General features: G+C 73.5%; 14 protein-coding genes. 12 read left to right on the top strand and 2 right to left on the bottom strand.

The features are described from left to right. Positions 1-35 precede the first annotated feature (35 nt). The 5 genes from ACWDD9_RS03485 to ACWDD9_RS03465 all read left to right on the top strand — a co-directional run bounded on the left by ACWDD9_RS03485 (position 36) and on the right by ACWDD9_RS03465 (position 5281). A complete protein-coding gene (locus ACWDD9_RS03485) occupies positions 36-734 on the top strand; it encodes a PadR family transcriptional regulator (RefSeq protein ID WP_049651118.1) in 699 nt (232 codons plus the stop codon). A 126-nt stretch (positions 735-860) separates the two neighbouring features. Continuing rightward, positions 861-1943 (top strand): inositol-3-phosphate synthase, encoded by a 1083-nt coding sequence (locus ACWDD9_RS03480; RefSeq protein ID WP_049651119.1) that lies wholly within the window; start codon positions 861-863, stop codon positions 1941-1943. 189 nt (positions 1944-2132) lie between these two features. Further along, positions 2133-3455, top strand: a complete 1323-nt coding sequence (locus tag ACWDD9_RS03475) for an MFS transporter (protein ID WP_449810685.1) — start codon at positions 2133-2135, stop codon at positions 3453-3455. A 108-nt stretch (positions 3456-3563) separates the two neighbouring features. Then, positions 3564-4235 carry an LppU/SCO3897 family protein gene (locus ACWDD9_RS03470; protein ID WP_387970928.1) on the top strand — a complete coding sequence of 224 codons (672 nt, stop codon included), beginning with the start codon at positions 3564-3566 and terminating at the stop codon, positions 4233-4235. A 32-nt stretch (positions 4236-4267) separates the two neighbouring features. Then, a complete protein-coding gene (locus ACWDD9_RS03465) occupies positions 4268-5281 on the top strand; it encodes an LppU/SCO3897 family protein (RefSeq protein WP_159028681.1) in 1014 nt (337 codons plus the stop codon). Positions 5282-5380: 99 nt separating this feature from the next. Here the strand turns inward: ACWDD9_RS03465 and ACWDD9_RS03460 are convergent, their stop codons facing one another. After that, entirely contained in the window at positions 5381-6805 is a 1425-nt protein-coding gene (locus ACWDD9_RS03460) for a CCA tRNA nucleotidyltransferase (RefSeq protein WP_049659839.1), read from the bottom strand. A 367-nt stretch (positions 6806-7172) separates the two neighbouring features. Between ACWDD9_RS03460 and ACWDD9_RS03455 the strand changes: the two genes are divergently transcribed. The 7 genes from ACWDD9_RS03455 (at position 7173) to trxA (ending at position 17932) form a co-directional block, all read left to right on the top strand. Further along, the gene (locus ACWDD9_RS03455) at positions 7173-9704 is read left to right on the top strand and encodes a DUF6049 family protein (RefSeq protein ID WP_074001893.1); all 2532 of its coding nucleotides are present in this window, start codon (positions 7173-7175) and stop codon (positions 9702-9704) included. 58 nt (positions 9705-9762) lie between these two features. After that, a complete protein-coding gene (murJ, locus tag ACWDD9_RS03450) occupies positions 9763-12225 on the top strand; it encodes a murein biosynthesis integral membrane protein MurJ (protein WP_117488736.1) in 2463 nt (820 codons plus the stop codon). Positions 12226-12528: 303 nt separating this feature from the next. Continuing rightward, positions 12529-14550 (top strand): serine/threonine protein kinase, encoded by a 2022-nt coding sequence (locus tag ACWDD9_RS03445; RefSeq protein ID WP_449810684.1) that lies wholly within the window; start codon positions 12529-12531, stop codon positions 14548-14550. A gap of 45 nt (positions 14551-14595) precedes the next feature. Further along, positions 14596-15330, top strand: coding sequence for an RNA polymerase sigma factor SigM (gene sigM, locus ACWDD9_RS03440; RefSeq protein WP_449810683.1), 735 nt, complete (start codon positions 14596-14598; stop codon positions 15328-15330). Then, positions 15327-16337, top strand: coding sequence for a hypothetical protein (locus ACWDD9_RS03435; protein ID WP_449810682.1), 1011 nt, complete (start codon positions 15327-15329; stop codon positions 16335-16337). The genes sigM and ACWDD9_RS03435 overlap by 4 nt, the downstream gene beginning before the upstream one ends. Positions 16338-16510: 173 nt before the next feature. After that, positions 16511-17476 carry a thioredoxin-disulfide reductase gene (gene trxB / locus ACWDD9_RS03430; RefSeq protein WP_449810681.1) on the top strand — a complete coding sequence of 322 codons (966 nt, stop codon included), beginning with the start codon at positions 16511-16513 and terminating at the stop codon, positions 17474-17476. Between the two features lie 129 nt (positions 17477-17605). Then, positions 17606-17932 (top strand): thioredoxin, encoded by a 327-nt coding sequence (gene trxA, locus ACWDD9_RS03425; protein WP_049655857.1) that lies wholly within the window; start codon positions 17606-17608, stop codon positions 17930-17932. Positions 17933-18067: 135 nt separating this feature from the next. Here the strand turns inward: trxA and ACWDD9_RS03420 are convergent, their stop codons facing one another. After that, positions 18068-18682, bottom strand: a complete 615-nt coding sequence (locus ACWDD9_RS03420; protein WP_049655856.1) for a GNAT family N-acetyltransferase — start codon at positions 18680-18682, stop codon at positions 18068-18070. Between the last annotated feature and the right edge of the window lie 2 nt (positions 18683-18684).

The following is an 18684-nucleotide window of genomic DNA, read 5'->3' as shown; positions in this document are numbered from 1 at the left end:
CCGATCGGACACCGAGCGGGAGGAGGGCGGCGACAGTGGGCAGGCGCTCAGGAGTGCTGGAGTTCGCCGTCCTCGGGCTGCTCCACGACGCCCCGATGCACGGCTACGAGCTGCGCAAGCGGCTGAACATCCTGCTCGGGACGTTCCGGGCGCTCTCCTACGGGACGCTCTACCCCTGCCTGAAGAGCCTGGTCGCCCAGGGCTTCCTGGTCGAGGACAACCCCGACGTCGAGTACGTCCCGGCCACCGCGCTCAACGGCAAGCGGTCCAAGATCGTCTACCGGCTCTCCGCCGAGGGGAAGCAGCGCTTCGAGGAGCTGCTCGCCGACTCCGGCCCGGACGCCTGGGAGGACGAGCACTTCGGCGTGCACTTCGCCTTCTTCGGCCAGACCGACCGGGCCGTGCGGATGCGCGTCCTGGAGGGGCGCCGCAGCCGGCTGGAGGAGCGGCTGGAGCGGATGCGCAACTCGCTGGCCCGCGCCCGCGAGCGGTTCGACGACTACACCGTCGAACTCCAGCGGCACGGACTGGAGTCGGTGGAGCGCGAGGTCCGCTGGCTCAACGAGCTGATCGAGACCGAGCGGTCCAACCGCACCGGAAAGACCGGCCCCGACGCCGGCGGCAGCGCCGCCGGACCCCGCAAGACTTCGGACGGCCGTGGCCAGGAGACCGGGTCCCCGGACCCGTCCGGGCCACCGTACGACCGCCCGGGGCGCTCCGCCCAGGAGCGCTGACACCGCGCCAGCCCTGTGCCGCGCGGCAGGAATGGGCGCCTCGCGCCCGTGCACGCAGTCATCGAAGAAGCAGGACGAGTTCCGCCTACCCCGGCGGGCCTCATGAGATCACAGGGAGCAACCGGAATGGGTTCGGTTCGCGTAGCCATCGTGGGCGTGGGCAACTGCGCCGCGTCGCTGGTGCAGGGTGTCGAGTACTACAAGGACGCCGACCCGGCCGGCAAGGTCCCCGGGCTGATGCACGTCCAGTTCGGTGAGTACCACGTCCGCGACGTGGAGTTCGTCGCCGCCTTCGACGTCGACGCCAAGAAGGTCGGCTTCGACCTGGCCGACGCCATCGGCAACAGCGAGAACAACACCATCAAGATCTGCGACGTGCCGCCGACCGGCGTGACCGTCCAGCGCGGCCACACCCTCGACGGCCTGGGCAAGTACTACCTGGAGACCATCGAGGAGTCGGACGAGGCGCCGGTCGACGTCGTCCAGGTCCTCAAGGACCAGCAGGTCGACGTCCTCGTCTGCTACCTGCCCGTCGGTTCCGAGGACGCGGCCAAGTTCTACGCCCAGTGCGCCATCGACGCCAAGGTCGCCTTCGTGAACGCCCTGCCGGTGTTCATCGCGGGCACCAAGGAGTGGGCGGACAAGTTCACCGAGGCCGGCGTGCCGATCGTCGGTGACGACATCAAGTCCCAGGTCGGCGCGACCATCACGCACCGCGTGATGGCCAAGCTGTTCGAGGACCGCGGTGTCATCCTCGAGCGCACCATGCAGCTGAACGTCGGCGGCAACATGGACTTCAAGAACATGCTCGAGCGCGAGCGCCTGGAGTCCAAGAAGATCTCCAAGACCCAGGCCGTCACCTCGCAGATCCGCGACCGCGAGCTGGGCGCCAAGAACGTCCACATCGGTCCCTCGGACTACGTGGCCTGGCTGGACGACCGCAAGTGGGCGTACGTCCGCCTCGAGGGTCGCGCGTTCGGCGACGTCCCGCTGAACCTGGAGTACAAGCTCGAGGTCTGGGACTCCCCGAACTCCGCCGGTGTCATCATCGACGCCGTGCGCGCCGCGAAGATCGCCAAGGACCGCGGCATCGGCGGCCCGATCCTGTCGGCCTCCTCGTACTTCATGAAGTCCCCGCCGGTGCAGTACTTCGACGACGAGGCCCGCGAGAACGTCGAGAAGTTCATCCGCGGCGAGGTCGAGCGCTGAGCGCAGCGAAGTTCGCGACTGTTGAGCGCTGAGCGCTGAGCGCAGCGAAGTTCGCGACTGTTCAGCGCTGAGCGCTGAGCGCCGCCAGCTCGCAGGAAGGGCCCGTGGTCTCCGGATCGCGGGCCCTTCACGTTCTCGCGGCCAATGTTTCACGTGAAACAGCGGCCGGTTCCATGGCACTCTGGGCGGGTGGCGATCACCGAGAACGGCAGCACCCACCAGTCCGCGCACCGCGCCACGCTCCTCGACCTGATGAAGGGCCGCGACTTCCGGCGGCTGCTGACCGCCCGGGTGCTCTCCCAGCTCTCGGACGGCGTCTTCCAGGTCTCGCTCGCCGCGTACGTGGTCTTCTCCCCCGAGAAGCAGTCCTCCCCCGCCGACATCGCCTCGGTGCTGGCCGTGATGCTGCTGCCGTTCTCGGTGATCGGCCCGTTCGCCGGTGTGCTGCTGGACCGCTGGCGCCGCCGCCAGGTGCTCTACTTCGGCAACCTGGCCCGCTTCGGACTGGGCCTGGGCACCGGCGCGCTGCTGCTGGCACAGGCCCCGACCTGGCTGTTCTTCGCCTCGGCCCTGCTGGTCACCGCGCTCAACCGGTTCATCCTGGCCGGCCTGTCCGCCGCCCTGCCCCGGGTGGTGGAGCAGGACCAGCTGGTCACCGCCAACGCCCTCTCCCCCACCCTCGGGACGGTCGCCGCCGCCTCCGGCGGGGGCATCGGCTTCGCGCTGCACCAGCTGATGGCCCCCGGGCCGAAGGCCGACGCCGCCCTGGTCACGGTGGCCGCGCTGCTCTACCTGTCGGCCGCGCTGGCCGCCCGGCGGATGGACCGCGACCTGCTCGGCCCGGAGCAGCACCGGGACCGCCCGGGGCTCGGCCAGGCACTGGTCCGGGCCGCCGTCGAACTCGGCGCCGCGGTGCGCCACCTGGTCCGGGACTGCCGGCCCGCCGTGCACGCGCTGGCCGCCGTCACCGCGGCCCGGTTCTGCTACGGCGTGCTGATCGTGGTGGTGGTGATGCTCGCCCGGTACACCTTCAACGACCCGACCGACAGCGCGGCCGGGCTGGTCACCCTCGGCCAGGCGGTCGGCCTGTCCGCCGCCGGGTTCTTCGTCGCCGCGCTGGTCAGCCCCTGGTGCACCCGCCGGCTGGGCCTGGCCGGGTGGATGACGGCCTGCCTGGTCGCCCCGGTGGTCTTCGTCCCGGCGCTGGGCCTGAGCTTCACCCTGGTGCCCTGCCTGCTCGCCGCCCTGCTGCTCGGGGTGGTCACCCAGGGCACCAAGATCTGCGCCGACACGGCGGTCCAGGAGTCGGTCGAGGACGAGTACCGCGGCCGGGTCTTCGCCATCTACGACGTGCTGTTCAACGTCGCCTTCGTGGCCGCCGCCCTGGTCACCGCGATGGTGCTGCCGCTGTCCGGCCGCTCGGTCGCGGTGGTGCTCGGGGTCGCCGGGGTATACGCGCTGACGGCGGTCCTCTACCTGCGCTCCGCCCGCCGGAGTCCCCTCCCCCGCTGACCAGGCCTCCTGGAAACCCGCGGGACTCGGGGCCGACGGCGTCCGACCGACTCGCTAAGGTACTCGAACCTGTCGTAGCGACAGAACTCTGTCTCGGGGGACGAACTGATGAGCACACCGCCCAATCCGTACGGGCCGCCCTCGTCGGCCCCGGTGGGCCGGCCCGCAGCACCGCCGTACGGGGCACCCGTCCCCCCGCCGGCCGCGCCGTACGGGCCGCCGCCGGCCTACGGACAGCCCACGCCGCCGCCCCCGCCCGGCTTCGGCCCGCCGCCCGCCTACGGGCAGCAGCCGAACGGCCAACCGCCGTACGGGCAGCAGCCGTACGGGCAGCCGGCCCCCGGGCCGTACGGGCAGCAGCCGCCCCCCGGGCCGTACGGCTACCCGCAGCCCGCGCCGCCGGTGCAGCCCGCGCCGGCCGCCAAGCGCGGCATCCGCTCCAAGCTGCGGATCGTCGGGGTGGTCGGCGGCTGCCTGGCGCTGGCGGTGGGCTACTTCGTGGCCGGGCCGAGCGTCAGCAGCGCCAAGGCCGGCGACTGTGTGCACGCCAGCGGCTCCCGAGACGTCGAGATCGTCAAGTGCACTGACACCAAAGCGAATTACCGGGTGCTGTCGAAGTTCGAGGGCACCACCGACGTGACCCGCTGCCAGCAGACGCCGCAGACCACGACCGCCGTCTCGGGCAAGAGCGGCCGCCGCTGGAACAAGAAGCGGTACGTGCTCTGCCTCGGCCCGCTGGCGCCCGCCACCACCGGCGTCCCGCCGGTGAAGAAGTCCTGAACTCTTCCGCTCTTCCTTTCCCGGGGGACCCCTTGTCCGTTCCGCCTCCGCCCCAGATGCCGTACGGCCCGCCACCGGGCGACGGCAACCCGTACGCCTCCGGCGGTTCCTACGGCGCCCCGCCGCCGCCCCCGCCGCCGCCCGGGTACGGCTACCCGAGCGCGCCGCCGCCGCCCGAGCAGCCGTACGGCGTCCAGCCCCCGCCGGGCGGTTACGGCTACGGGTACCCGCCGCCGCCCCCGATGGACGGGACCACCTGCCGGTTCTGCGGCGGCTACCCCGCGGTCAACGCCACCGTCCGCGGCCACCAGGGCCTGATCATCGCCTACCGGATGCTGCGGATGACCGGCCCGTTCTGCCGCACCTGCGGAACGGCGACGGTGCGCGACATGTCGGCCCGGACGCTGGTCCAGGGCTGGTGGAGCCTGGTGTCCTGGCTGCTGACCCCGATCACGCTGCTGCTGAACCTCGGCCCGCACAACAAGTTCAAGCGGCTGCAGCCGCCCGTCCCGGGCAGCCACGGCCCGCAGCTGAACCCGGGCGTCCCGCTGACCAGCCGGCCGCACATCGCGATGCTGCTGGTGCCGGTCTCGCTGGTGGCCGCGGTGACCCTGGCCGCCACCGGCGTGCTCGGCCCCGGGAAGACCGACCCGGCCGCCGACCCGACGCCGACCCCCACCCGGCTGACCCTCTCGCCCACGCCGCCGCCGGTCATCCCCTCGCCGACCTACACGCTGCCGGCACCGACGCTCACCCTCCCGCCGGTCAGCACCCCGACCGACTCTGACAGCAAGGTGGACGCGGCCGGGGTCGGCGACTGCCTGTACAACGCGAACGGCACCAACCAGACCAACGACACCCACCCGAAGATCACCGTGGTGCCCTGCACCGACGCCAAGGCGCAGTACAAGGTCGTCTACAAGTACCTCGCCACCTCCGACGAGAAGTCCTGCGAGAAGCAGCCGAAGTCGGACAGCTGGTACACCAGCAAGCACCCGAGCTTCCCGGCCCTGGACTACGTGCTCTGCATGAAGCAGATCAAGTAGCCCGGTACGGACGAGGGGTGGCCCCGGCGCTCGGCCGGGGCCACCCCTCTCGTCGTGCCCGGAGCTCCCGTGGCGCCGTCGCGCCGTCTGGAGCCGGGCTCAGCCCTGCTGCTCGGCCCACCAGGCCCGCAGCGCCCCGACCGCCTCGTCGTGCTCCATCGGGCCGTGCTCCAGCCGGAGTTCGAGCATGTGCTTGTACGCCTTGCCGACCTGCGGGCCGGGCTTGAGGCCGAGCAGCTCCATGATCTGGTTGCCGTCCAGCGCCGGGCGGACGGCGTCCAGCTGCTCCTGCTCCTTCAGCTCGCCGATCCGGGTCTCCAGGCCGTCGTAGGTGCGGGAGAGCGCGGCCGCCTTCTTCTTGTTGCGGGTGGTGCAGTCGGAGCGGGTCAGCTTGTGCAGGCGCTCCAGCAGCGGCCCGGCGTCGGTGATGTAGCGGCGCACCGCGGAGTCGGTCCACTCGCCGCCGCCGTAGCCGTGGAAGCGCAGGTGCAGCTCGACCAGGCGCGAGACGTCCTCGGTGAGCTCCTTGGAGTACTTGAGCTCGCGCATCCGCTTGCGGGTCATCTTGGCGCCGACCACCTCGTGGTGGTGGAAGGAGACCCGGCCGTCCGACTCGAAGCGGCGGGTGCGCGGCTTGCCGATGTCGTGCAGCAGCGCGGCCAGCCGCAGGGTGAGGTCCGGGCCGTCCTGCTCCAGGTCGATGGCCTGCTCCAGGACGGTCAGCGAGTGCTCGTAGACGTCCTTGTGCCGGTGGTGCTCGTCCCGCTCCAGCCGCAGCGCGGGCAGCTCGGGCAGCACGTACCCGGCCAGGCCGGTGTCGACCAGCAGCCGCAGGCCCTTCACCGGGTGCTTGGCCAGCAGCAGCTTGTTCAGCTCGGCCTGGATCCGCTCGGCGGAGACGATGGTGAGCCGCTCGGCCATCGCGGTCATCGCGGCGACCACCTCGGGCGCCGGGTCGAAGTCCAGCTGGGCGGCGAAGCGGGCGGCCCGCATCATCCGCAGCGGGTCGTCGGAGAAGGACTCCTCGGGGGTGGCGGGGGTGCGCAGCACCCGGGCCTCCAGGTCCTCCAGGCCGTGGTGCGGGTCGACGAAGCCGCGGCCGGGCAGGTCGACGGCCATCGCGTTGACCGTGAAGTCCCGGCGGACCAGGTCCTCCCCGATGGTGTCGCCGTAGCTGACCTCGGGCTTGCGCGAGGTGCGGTCGTACGCCTCGGAGCGGTAGGTGGTGATCTCGATCAGGAAGGAGCCCTCGGGGGTGTCCTTGCGGGCGCCGACCGTGCCGAAGGCGATGCCGACGTCCCAGACCGCGTCCGCCCAGCCCTTGACCAGCTTGAGCACCTGCTGCGGACGGGCGTCGGTGGTGAAGTCCAGGTCGTTGCCGAGCCGGCCGAGCAGCGCGTCCCGGACGGACCCGCCGACCAGCGCCAGCCGGTGACCGGCCGCCTGGAACCGGCTGGCGATCTCGTCGGCGACCGGCGACACCCGCAGCAGCTCTTGGAGGCCGAGCGTCTGGGCCTCGCTCAGCCCTGGGACGACCTGGACGTCGGTGCTGGAACGGTCGGTGCGCGCGGTGGGCTCATTGGCAGTGGACACGGCTCACAAGGGTACGTGCCCCGACAGGTCAACCGCCCGCGCGTTCTGGGCGTCTCACCCCACAGCCCGCAACACTGCGCCGCGGGCTGCATCGTTACCATGCCGGTGGACGAGTCTCGGGCACCGGACAGGGGATGCGGTGCCGCGCGCCGCCGCCGTCCGCGGGATCCCCGTGGCAGCGGTGCGGCGACGGCGTCGGGCGAAGAGCTCCACCAGAGTCAAGCGAAGACCGTCGGGCGGACCGCGCCGGACGGACAGCATCAGCAGCGAACGATCGAGAACGGCGAGGGCGAAGCGAGTGAGTGAGCCGGCACGGCACTCGGGCCTGGGGGCGCACCGACAGCCTGGACGGGCCGAGCGCCCCGCCGGGGGGCGCCATCCGGCCCGCCGGGCGCGCCGTGCGGGCCGGCGCCTGGCCGCCGCCTGCGCGGCCGCCCTGACCCTCTTCACGGCTTCCCCGGCCGGTGCGCTGCCCGCCGGCGGCAACGTCCGGCCGGCCGGCGACTCCACCGCCACGGCCGAGTACCCGGTGGTGATGACCATCGACACGCTGAACCCGCAGGTGGCCGCCCCGGGCGGGATCGTGACGATCACCGGCCAGGTCACCAACGCCGGCAAGTCGGCGATCAAGGGCGCCCACGCGGCCGTCCGCAAGCCGTACTCCGGCAAACCGCTGGACCGGCGCAGCGACCTGGCCAACGTGGCCGACCGCTCCACGCCGGACAGCAAGGACGGCGTGGAGCTGGACAGCCCGCAGTACGCCCTGCCGGAGCTGAACCCGGGGCAGAGCCAGCCGTACACCCTGAGCGTCGCGGTGAGCGACCTCGGCTTCTCCGCGAGCGGCGCGTACGAGCTCGCGGTGGACGCCTGGGGCGGGACCGGCGACAACCCGCGCGACCGCGCCCTGGGCATCGCCCGGACCTTCCTGCCGTACAACCCGGGCGGCGCCGAGGCGCAGCCGACGAAGGTCGCCACGATCTGGCCGCTGGTGCACGCGCCGGTGCTGGCCGCCCAGACCACCGCCGACAACAGCGACCAGCCGACCCCGGTGCTGCGCGACGACAGCCTGGCCGGCGAGTTCGCCCCGGGCGGCCGGCTGTACGAGCTGGTCGACACCGGCGCGAAGCTGAACGGCCTGACCTGGGTGATCGACCCGGACCTGCTGGACGCCGCGCTCGCGATGACCAAGCCCTACCGGGTGCAGAAGCCGGGCACCGAGGCCGCGGGCAAGTCCGCCAAGGACGACAACACCGTCCAGGTGCCCGCCTCGGCCGCCGCCGTCGCCTGGCTGGACAAGCTGCGGGCCGCCGTCGCCAAGCCGGGCAGCCAGGTGGTCTCGCTGCCGTACGCCGACCCGGACCTCGCCTCGATCGCCCACAACGGCTCCGACCTGGCCGGGATGACCACCGCGCTGAGCAAGGCGTCCACCGCCGGCCGGCTGACCGTCGAGGGCCGGCTCTCCGTGGACACCCGCTCGGACGTCGCCTGGCCGTACCGGGGCTACCTCGACCAGCAGATCGCCGCCCTCGCCCAGCAGTCCGGCAACGGGCTGGTGCTGGTCGACGGCGCGAGCATGCCGGAGCCGGACTCGCTCACCTACACCCCGACCGCGGTCCGCCCGATCGGCGGCGGGCAGAGCGCCGTGGTGGCCGACGAGACCGTCTCCGCGCTCTTCGACAAGGACCTGAGCAGCCCGCAGGCGCAGACCGACGCCACCCAGCGCTTCCTCGCCGAGACCTTCGCGATCACCCACGAGCAGCCGCAGAACCAGCGCGGGCTGCTCGTCCTGCCGCCCCGCGAGCTGAGCACCGCCGGCGCCAAGGCGCTGGCGAACGCCCTCCAGACGGCGGACGGCAAGTGGATCTCCTCGGTCAAGCTGGACGCGGTGGCCCAGTCCGCGGCCGACCCGAAGGCCAACACCGCCGTCCCGGCGCCCACCGACTACCCGACCCAGATCCGCGCCTCGGAGCTGCCGGCGGCCGACCTGAGCCGCACCGACGACATCCAGCACGACCTGGACACCCTGATGCGGGTGCTCACCCTGCCGCAGCGGGTGCGCGGCCCGTTCAGCGCCGCGATGGTCCGCTCGCTGTCCACCGAGTGGCGCAGCCAGCCGCCGGCCGGGAGCACCTACCGGGCCGGCGTCACGGGGTACCTGAAGGAGCTGACCAAGGCCGTCCAGGTGCCGAGGAAGAACGTGGTCACCCTGGCCGGCGAGTCCGGCCTGCTCCAGGTCAGCGTCCGCAACGACCTGACCCAGACGGTCACCAACCTGAAGCTGGTGCTCACCTCGGCCCAGCCGAACAGGCTGCGGGTGAGCAAGGAGGAGGAGCTGGTCCTCCCGGCCTCGCAGAGCGTGACCCTGCGCTTCAACGCCGAGGCGCACAACAACGGGCCGGTCGCGATGACCGCCCAGCTGTGGACCACCGGCCCCGACTCCCGGCCGTACGGCGAGGCGCAGAAGTTCACGGTGGAGGTCACCTCGGTGACCAACGGCGTGCTGTACGTCTTCGCGGGCGCCGGCGTCCTGCTGCTGCTGGCCGCGCTGCGCTTCGTGCGCCAGCGCAAGCGCCTCGGCGGGCAGCCGCACGAGGACGGCGACCAGCCGGTCGGCGACGCCCCGCTCGGGGACGCCCCGGCCGCGGGCGGCGCCGCGGCGGCGGAGCCCGCCCCGCGGGCCCCGGCGGAGGACACCGCGGAGGGGGCCCCGGCGGCGGACGGGACCGACGGGACGGACGACACCCCTGGTGACGGTCCCGCGCAGACACCGCGTGGCAGCAGCCCGGATGGCCGGGATCGGGCCGCCGGTGATGAGAAGGTTGGTCCTTGATACCGCCGACCCCCTGCCTTGCCGGGCCGGCCTCCCCCCACGACAGCGAAGAGGTGACATGACCGGGCGCAGCGAGGAGCGGCCGTCGGGCCGCGGTGAGAGCCGGCCGGGCGCCGAGTCGCCGTCCGGCGACTGGTACGTGGCCGACACCTACGCCCAGGACCCGTACGCGGTGGACGCGTACGGGAACCCCCAGGACGGCCAGGACCCGTACGGTCTGCGGGCCGGTCGGCCCGCCGCGCCCCAGCCGCCGGCCGCCGCGTACGACGTGCCGCCGCAGCTGCCGCCGCAGGGCGTCGGCTACCCGACGCCGGTGCCGCCGACCCCGTACCAGGCCCCGGAGCACTTCGGGGCCCCGGTGCCGCCGGTGCAGCCCGGCTGGGACACCCCGGTGCAGCCCGCCTGGCCGCAGGAGCCGGCCCCGGCGCAGGCCGCCGGCGGCCACTGGGGCGGCGTCGAGCAGCCCCGGCAGCAGTGGCAGCCCGGCCCGGCGCACTCCGCCTGGGACACCGAGACCACCGAGTACGTCGGGGTGGACGGCCTGTTCGGCGGCCGCGAGGCGCAGGCCGCGGTCCAGCCGCCGGTCCCGCAGCCCGCCCCGGCCCCCCAGCCCGGCCCGCCGCCCGGCCCCGCGCCGTACCCGCCGATGGGCGGCCACCCGGGACAGCCCCCGTACGGCGCCGCTCCGGGCGGGCAGCAGCACTTCGTGCCGCCGATCGAGTTCGACCCGCCGCTCTCCGAGGCGGAGGCCACCATGCAGGTGGCCGCCGTCGCGGTGCCCCCGGCGGTCGAGCCGCTGGCGGACATCGTCGCCGAGGAGCGGGCCGCCGAGCAGGCGCCCGCCCCCGCCGCCGAGCCCGGCAAGGCGGCCGGCGGCGGCAAGGTCTCCAACCTGCTGAACTCCAGCGCGATCATGGCGGCCGGCACGCTGGTCTCCCGCGGCACCGGCTTCGTCCGGACCATGGTGATCACCGCGGCCATCGGCGTCGGCATCATGGGTGACTCGTACAACGCCGCGAACACCCTGCCGACCCTGCTGTACATCCTGATCGGCGGCGGCGCGCTGAACGCGGTCTTCGTGCCGCAGCTGGTGCGCAGCATGAAGAACGACGAGGACGGCGGCACCGCGTACGCCAACCGGCTGCTCACCCTGGTGATGGTCGGGCTCGGCGGCGTGGTCTTCCTGGCGGTGCTCGGGGCGCCCGTGCTGGTGCGGCTGATCGCCCAGCCGATGATGGCCAACCCGGAGCGCGCCGAGACCACGGTGGCGATGGCCCGCTACTGCCTGCCGACCATCTTCTTCATGGGCATCCACGTGGTGATGGGCCAGATCCTCAACGCCCGCGGCCGCTTCGGCGCGATGATGTGGACGCCGGTCCTGAACAACATCGTGGTGATCTTCACCTTCTCCGCCTACATCTGGGTCTACGGCGGGTTCGGCACCACCCAGGTCACCCCGGAGGGCATCTCCCCCGAGGGCGTGCGGCTGCTCGGCCTCGGCACCCTGATCGGTCTGGGCGTCCAGTCGCTGGCGATGATCCCGTACCTGCGGGCCGCCGGGTTCCGCTTCCGGCCCCGCTTCGACTGGCGCGGCCACGGCCTGGGCAAGGCCGCCCGGCTGGCCAAGTGGACGTTCTTCTTCGTGCTCGCCAACCAGGCCGGCTACCTGGTGATCACCCAGCTGTCCACCAAGGCGGGCGCCGCCGCGGCGGCGGCCGGCCACAACGGCGTCGGCCTGGCCGCGTTCTCCAACGCGCTGCTGATCTGGCAGCTCCCGCAGGCCGTGATCACCGTCTCGATCATGAGCGCGGTGCTCCCCCGGCTCTCCCGGGCGGCGGCCGACGAGGACGCCGGTGCCGTACGCGACGACATCTCCTACGGTCTGCGCACCACCGCGGTGGCGGTCGTCCCGGCGGCCTTCCTGTTCCTGTCGCTCGGCCCGGTGGTCGGCCGGGCGATCTACGCGATCGGCGGCAACGACACCGTCCTGAACGACGCCACCAACGTCGGTCTGATGCTCTCCGCGTTCGCGCTGGGCCTGATCCCGTACTCCGCCCAGTACGTGATGCTGCGCGGCTTCTACGCCTACGAGGACACCCGGACGCCGTTCTACAACACCGTCTGGGTCGCCGCCTGCCAGGCCGGCTTCGCGCTGCTGTGCTGGCTGGTGCTGCCCTCCGAGTGGACGGTGACCGGCCTCGCCTTCGGCTACGGCCTGGCCTACGCCATCGGGGTGATGGTCGCGATGCCGAAGCTGAAGAAGCGGATCGGCGGGCTGGACACCAAGCGGATCGGCCGGACGTACAGCCGGCTGGCCGCCGCCTGCGTCCCGGCCGCCCTGGTCGGCCTCGGCGCCAGCCTGGGCGTCCAGCAGGTGCTCGGCGGCTGGCCGGGCAGCGTGGCGGCCCTGGTCGTGGCCGGCGGCCTCCAGCTGGCGGTCTTCGTGCTCATCGCGAAGCGCCTGCGGATCGAGGAGCTGAACTCCATGCTGGGCATGGTCCGCGGCCGACTGGGCCGCTGACCGCCCGACCACCGGCCGGACGAGCGGGCGCCCTGACCGGGCGTCAACCGGAGCAGAAGGCTCCTCCGCTCGTCCGGCCGAGTGCTGGGCCACCGGTTGGTTCGGGTCCGCCCGACCGCCGGATGGCGACCAGGTGTCGGATCTGCACCACATCTCTCCACCCGTATGCAACCGAGCGGACGTCTCAGCGGTCGTACCCGGTGGAGAAGAGTGGGCACAATTGTCCTGGAGCACAGGGCCGCCGACCCTAGGGCTCCAGCGACTCTCTCAAGCCGCGGCGACACAAGGGGAGGCAGGACCACGGTGGCTGATGGCACCAAGGCGGTCGTCGACACGTCAGCAGCTGACGCGGCGACGGACGAGGCCGCGCTGGCCGCGGCGATCGACGAGCTCGCGGGCTCGGACGACGCCGGCGAGAGCACCTCCGCGGACGCCCGCGAGGGCGCCCCCGCCGCCCCCACCGCTGCCGCCGCCCCCGGGCGCCCCGACGCGGACGAGAACACCGACCAGGACGGGGAGAAGGGCCGGGGCGAGGAGCGGGACCGCGACGACGTGCCGGCCGCGGGCCCGGAGCCCGCCGCCGGCGAGGAGACCTCGGAGATCACCGCCCCGCTCTCGGTCCAGGAGCTGCGCGCCGAACTGGCCGCCGGGTCCCCCCGGAAGAAGCCCGCCCCCGAGCCCACCCGCCCCGCGCGCCGCCCCACCGACCCGCAGCCCACGGTCGACCCGCGCGACACCGCCACCCTCCCGCGCACCCTCCCCGCCCCGCAGCGCCGCAGCGGGGACATGATCGGCCACCGGTACCGGCTGGAGGAGTGCATCTCCCAGACCGAGACCTTCAGCAGCTGGCGCGCCGTCGACGAGAAGCTGCGCCGGGCGGTCGGCGTCCACCTGATGGCCTCCGGCCACCAGCGGGCCCGCAAGGTGCTGGCCGCGGCCAAGTCCGCCGCGCTGCTCGGCGACCCGCGCTTCGTCCAGGTGCTGGACGCCGTCCACGAGGGCGAGCTGGTCTACGTCGTGCGGGAGTGGCTGCCGCACTCCTCCGACCTGGCCAGGCTGCTCGCCAACGGCCCGATGGAGCCGCACGAGGCGTACCAGATGGTCCGCCAGGTCGCCGACGCCGTCGCGGCCGCCCACCGGCGCGGCCAGGCCCACCTGCGGCTCACCCCGCGCTGCGTGCTGCGCACCGACAGCGGCCAGTACCGGATCAACGGCATCGCGGTGGACGCCGCCCTGCGCGGGCTGCCCGCCGAGGACGCCGAGGACGCCCAGCGGGCCGACACCCGCGCGATCGGCGCACTGCTGTTCGCCGCGCTCACCCACCGCTGGCCGTACCCGGAGGACCGCTACGACCTCCAGGGCCTGCCCAAGGGCCTCCAGAACGCCGCGCCGGACCAGGTCCGCGCCGGGGTCCACAAGGGCCTGTCCGAGCTCGCCGCGCGGGCCCTGTTCGACCAGCCGCCGCACCATGCCCAGCCGATCACCACCCCGGAGGAACTGGTCCGGGCGATCGCCAAGCTGCCCAAGATCCGCCAGCCCGCGCCGGAGCTGCCCGCCTTCCCGGCCCCGCCCCGGCACAACACCCACGCGCTGCCCACCGCGCCCAACCCGACCCGGGTCGCCGACACCACCGTCTCCCCGCTGCCGGCCTCCTCCCGCCCGGCCCCCTCCCGGCGCACCCGCACCCGGCGGCGGCTGCGCCGGGTGGTCAAGGCCACCGCGTGGACGGTCGCGCTGGGCGCGATCGGCGTCGCCTCCTGGCAGTTCGTCGACAGCCTGCGCCACACCGGGGCGGCCACCGCGTCCCCGCTGACCTCGGCCAGCAGCACCGCGCCGAGCCCCCAGGCGAGCACCCACAACCCGGTGTCGATCGCCATCAAGGAGGCGCAGTCGTACAACCCGCTGGGCGACGGGCCCGAGGGCACCGAGAGCATCGGGAAGGCGATCGACAACGACGCGAACACCTCCTGGACCACCGGCTGGTACGTCGACCAGCTCGGGCCCAAGCCGCCCGCGCTCAAGTCCGGCACCGGTCTGCTGATCGACCTCGGCTCACCGCAACCGGTCTCCTCGGTGAGCGTCCTGTTCTCCGGCGGCGAGCAGTCCGCGGAGCTGCGGGTGCCCACCGCGGCCGCCGCCGGCAACCCGCTGCAGGCCAAGCCGGACGCCTTCACCGTCGTGGGCAAGAAGACCGGGACCAATGTCGAGTACGCCCTCGACTCCCCGACCACCACGCGGTACCTCTTGATCTGGCTGACCGGTCTGGCGAAGGATGCCGACGGCAAGTACCGGGGCCACGTCGCCGAGGTCAAGGTCTCCGGCTGACCCGGGGCGGACGGCCCCGGCACGACGGCACGACGGCAGAGGGGGGTGACGGTGGCGGACGACGACGCGGCGCTGCTCGCCCGGCACGTCGCCGGCGACCGGGCGGCCTTCGGCCTGCTGGTGGACCGCCACCGCGACCGGCTCTGGGCGGTCGCCCTGCGCACCCTGGGCGACCGCGAGGAGGCCGCCGACGCCCTCCAGGACGCCTTGGTGTCCGCCTTCCGCGCCGCCGCCGGCTTCCAGGGCCGCTCGGCGGTCACCACCTGGCTGCACCGGATCGTGGTCAACGCCTGCCTGGACCGCGCCCGGCGCAGCGCCACCCGGCGCACCACCCCGCTCGACGATGACCCGCAGCGGCTGGACACCCTGGTCGGCGCCGCCGAGCCGGCCGACTCCCCGGTGGTCCGGGCCGAGCTGCACCGGGAGCTGACCGCGGCGCTCGCCGAACTGCCCGCCGAACAGCGGGCCGCCCTGGTGCTGGTCGACATGCAGGGCTACCCGGTGGCCGAGGCCGCCGAGCTGCTGGGCGTCCCGGTGGGCACGGTGAAGAGCCGCTGCGCGCGTGGCCGGGCCCGGCTCCTCCCCCTGGTCCGGCACCTGCGCGAGCCCGATGTTTCACGTGAAACACCGCCCGCCCCCGGCTCGGCCCCGCCACGCCGGGACGCCCCCGGGAACCCGAAGCGCCCCGGCTCCGTCACAGGGACGGGGCCGAGCACCGGCACAGGGACGGGGCAGAGCACCGGTCGGACGATGCTGGAAGGAGACGTGAGCACCCGATGAACGCCCATCCCTCCTTCCCCGACCCCGCCGACGACCACCCCCCGGTCGAGCAGCTGGCCGACCTCGCCGAGGGGCTGGTCGACTCCCCTTCCACCGTCGAGGCGCTGCGGCGGCACCTGGACGGCTGCGCCGAGTGCCGGGAGACCGTCGACGCGCTCGCCGAGGTCCGGGCCCTGCTCGGCGACGTCGAGACCCCGCCGATGCCGGCCGACGTCGCCGCCCGGCTGGACGCGGCCCTCGCCGCGGCTGTCGCCGAAGCCACCGAAGCCACCGAAGCCGCCGGGAGCGCCGACGAGGCCGTCGAGCGGCCGCAGGAGGCCCCCGCGGCCGACCGTCGACCCGACGCCCCGGCCCGGCCCGTACGCACCGCCACGGCGCCCCTCACGCCGTCCTCCGCCCCGCCCTCCAGGCCCGCGGGGCGTCCCGCCGGCCGGTCCGGCCCGGCCACCGGCCCCGGCCGCCCCCGGCGGCGGCGGTTCGCCCTGCTGATCGGCACGGCCGCCGCCCTGGCCGCCCTCGGACTCGGCGGGGCGCTGCTGCTGCAGCCCGACGACCGGTCCGGCACGGTGACGGCCAGCGCGGGCGGCGCCCCGACCGCCACCGCCGACAGCCACGACGCCCGGGCCCCGCACACGGCCGCCGGCACCGACTACCGCGAGGACGAACTCGCCACCCAGGTCCAGCGGTTGCTGGCCCGCTCGGAGAACGTCCCGGGGCTGCGGGCCACCGGGCCCGCCATGTCCGAAGGCGCCCTGCCCGCCGCCGGCGGCCGGCCGGAGTCCGACCCGCCCTCCCCCGCGGGCTCCCCCACCGGCTCCCCCACCGCGCCGGGCTGCCCGGCCCCGGCCTCCGGCACCCCGCTGGCCACCGACCGGGGCACCTTCCAGGGCGCCCCGGTGGACGTCCTGGTCTACCTGCTGCCCGGCCGGCCCGGTTTCGTCGACGTCTACCTGCGCTCCCCCGACTGCGGCCCAACCGTCCTGCACCAGGCCGTTCCCAGCCACTGACCGGCGGTTTCCATGCGATCCACGCCAACTCCGCCACGCCGCTTCCGGACTTCGGGCGGCTGGTACTGATCCGCCTGGGAATGCGAGACACTGGTCAGTCGTTGTCCCGGGCGGCGGAGCAGGACCGCCCTCCCCGCAGCAAACGCGGGTCGCGATGCGAACCAGGAGAAGCAGTGAGCGACGTCCGTAACGTGATCATCATCGGTTCCGGCCCGGCCGGGTACACGGCCGCGCTCTACACGGCCCGTGCCTCCCTCAAGCCGCTGGTCTTCGAGGGGGCCGTCACCGCCGGTGGCGCGCTCATGAACACCACCGAGGTCGAGAACTTCCCGGGCTTCCGGGACGGCGTCATGGGCCCCGAGCTGATGGACAACATGCGCGCCCAGGCCGAGAAGTTCGGCGCCGAGCTGATCCCCGACGACATCGTCGCGGTCGACCTCACCGGTGACGTCAAGACCGTCACCGACTCCGAGGGCAACGTGCACAAGGCACGCGCCGTGATCGTCACCACCGGCTCCCAGCACCGCAAGCTCGGCCTGCCGAACGAGGACAAGCTCTCCGGCCGCGGCGTCTCCTGGTGCGCGACCTGCGACGGCTTCTTCTTCCGCGACCAGGACATCGCGGTGGTCGGCGGCGGCGACACCGCGCTGGAGGAGGCGACCTTCCTCTCCCGCTTCGCCAAGAGCGTCACGATCATCCACCGCCGGGACTCCCTGCGCGCCTCCAAGGCGATGCAGGAGCGCGCCTTCGCCGACCCGAAGATCCGCTTCGAGTGGGACAGCGCGGTCGAGGCCATCCACGGCGACCCGAAGCTGACCGGCGTCACCCTGCGCGACACCACCACCGGCGAGACCCGTGAGCTGGCCGTCACCGGCCTGTTCATCGCGATCGGCCACGACCCGCGCACCGAGCTCTTCAAGGGCCAGCTGGACCTCGACGCCGAGGGCTACCTCAAGGTCGACGCCCCCTCGACCCGGACCAACATCCCGGGCGTGTTCGGCGCCGGCGACGTCGTCGACCACAGCTACCGCCAGGCCATCACGGCCGCCGGCACCGGCTGCTCCTCCGCCCTGGACGCCGAGCGCTACCTGGCCGCGCTGGACGACCTGGAGGCCAAGGCCGCCGCCGTCGCGGTCTGAGCCCTTCCCGCTCCACCCGCGGGGGTGTTCCACGTGAAACACCCCCGCCCCGGCCGGGCAGAAACAGAACGGGCCCACCCGTTGTTCTCCTGGCAGCAGCCCCCTCCGTCCGAACCCCGAGGAGTTCCCGTGGCCGGCGCCACCACCACAGTCACCGACGCGACGTTCGAGAAGGACGTCCTCGAGAGCGAGAAGCCCGTACTGGTCGACTTCTGGGCCACCTGGTGCGGCCCGTGCCGCCAGGTCGCCCCGGTCCTGGAGGACATCGCGGCCGAGCACGGCGACAAGCTGACCATCGCCAAGCTCGACGTGGACGCCAACCAGGCGACCGCCGCCAAGTACGGCGTCATCTCGATCCCGACCCTGATCGTCTACCAGGGCGGCGAGCCGGTGAAGTCCATCACCGGTGCCCGTCCGAAGGCCGCGCTGCTGCGCGAGCTGGCCGACTTCATCTAGGTCTTCCGGTCGTCGACCACGCGGAGGCGGGGCTCCCCTCGGGGGGAGCCCCGCCTCCGTCGTTCCCGGCCCCTCGAAGGACGTCTCCGGCCCCTTGAAGGGCGTCTCCGGGCCCTAGAAGGGCGTCTCCGGGCCCTAGAAGGGCAGCACCGGCTCCTTGCGCCCGCCGCCCAGCAGCCGCTCCAGCGCCCCCTCCACGTCGCCCCGCCAGGAGAGCGTGGTCCGCGCCTCCAGCCGCAGCCGCGGGTAGCGCGAGTGCGGGCGGACGGTCCTGAAGCCGACCGCGAGCAGGTGGTCGGCCGGCAGCACGCAACTGGTCGGCGCCCGCCCGGAGGAGCCGAAGGCCTCGATCGCCCGCACCCCGCGCCCGATCAGGTCCTTGGCCACGGTCTGCACCAGCACCCGGCCGATCCCCTGGCGCTGGTATCCCGGCAGCACCCGGCTGACCATCAGCTGAACGGCGTCGGGCGAGACCGGGCTGGTCGGGAAGGACTGCGAGCGGGGGACGTAGGCGGGCGGCGCGTACAGCACGAACCCGGCGGGCCGGTCGTCCACGTAGACGATCCGGCCGCAGGAGCCCCACTCCAGCAGCACCGTGGAGATCCACCCCTCCTTCTCCAGCTCCGGCTTGCCCGACTCCACCGCTTCCTTCGCACTGACCGGGTCCAGCTCCCAGAACACGCAGGAGCGGCAGCCGGCCGGCAGGTCCCCGAGGTTGTCCAGCGTCAGCGGAACGATCCGCCGTCCCATGG

Source organism: Kitasatospora sp. NPDC001119, assembly GCF_053598475.1.
The sequence above is the reverse complement of the archived record's forward strand: the minus strand, read 5'-3'. Positions and strand labels throughout refer to the sequence as shown.

Coding starts and splice junctions, on each gene's coding strand:
- ACWDD9_RS03420 (WP_049655856.1), bottom strand. CDS start 18,682: ATGGGACGGCGGATCGTTCCGCTGACGCTGGACAACCTCGGGGACCTG.
- ACWDD9_RS03435 (WP_449810682.1), top strand. CDS start 15,327: ATGAACGCCCATCCCTCCTTCCCCGACCCCGCCGACGACCACCCCCCG.
- murJ (WP_117488736.1), top strand. CDS start 9,763: ATGACCGGGCGCAGCGAGGAGCGGCCGTCGGGCCGCGGTGAGAGCCGG.
- ACWDD9_RS03470 (WP_387970928.1), top strand. CDS start 3,564: ATGAGCACACCGCCCAATCCGTACGGGCCGCCCTCGTCGGCCCCGGTG.
- ACWDD9_RS03480 (WP_049651119.1), top strand. CDS start 861: ATGGGTTCGGTTCGCGTAGCCATCGTGGGCGTGGGCAACTGCGCCGCG.